General features: G+C 54.6%; 1 protein-coding gene. It reads right to left on the reverse strand.

The genetic code is table 11. The annotated features are described in order from the left end of the window. Positions 1-154 precede the first annotated feature (154 nt). Positions 155-617, reverse strand: a 463-nt coding sequence (locus tag HUN39_RS18965) for a c-type cytochrome (RefSeq protein WP_175095982.1), incomplete at its 5' end; no start/stop codon positions are given.

A 617-nucleotide genomic window follows, 5' to 3' on the forward strand; every position in this document is an offset into this window, starting at 1 on the left:
CTTTGCGGAACATCAGCGTCTTCTTCTTCTCGAGGCCTGTCGAGAATTAGAGCCGAATGTTCCCCTTTCAATCTTGCGGGACTACGACAGCGCCTATGCTGAATTCGCTTCGACTTGCGATTTCGTCTTTCTTCGAGTCGGCTTTCCCCGCCACTTATTGGTGATGGTGATCTTGCTCATTCTCTGAGGATTTTCTGATCTCGCTCTCCATCGCCCGGAATTGCTCAGCGGACAGTCGAGGCAGGCGCCGAACGAAGGCCACAATATTCCATATTTGCTCATCCTGATGCGTAGGCCCGAATGCAGGCATTGCGGTCATTTTGACGCCATTCTTGATGATCCAAAACAGTTCTGCGCTGCTCCATCGCTCTGAAGCTTCGGCGAGATTCGGAGGCTCCGGTCGCAGGCCTTTGCTAATATAACTGCGCTCTTTCCCCGGTGCGCTGTGGCAAATGATGCACATGGCGTCATAGTCTTTAAATCCCTTTCTCGCCTGATCCTCGCTCCAGGTTTCCGGCGACTCGTTTCCCGCATGGACGCGTGCGCATTCCACGGATGCTGAGCGCCCGTTCCACGGGATCGTGAGCAGCCAATCCAAGGCATCGTGAGCGCGCGTT

The organism is Methylocystis silviterrae, assembly GCF_013350005.1.
Classification (GTDB): Bacteria; Pseudomonadota; Alphaproteobacteria; order Rhizobiales; family Beijerinckiaceae; genus Methylocystis; species Methylocystis silviterrae.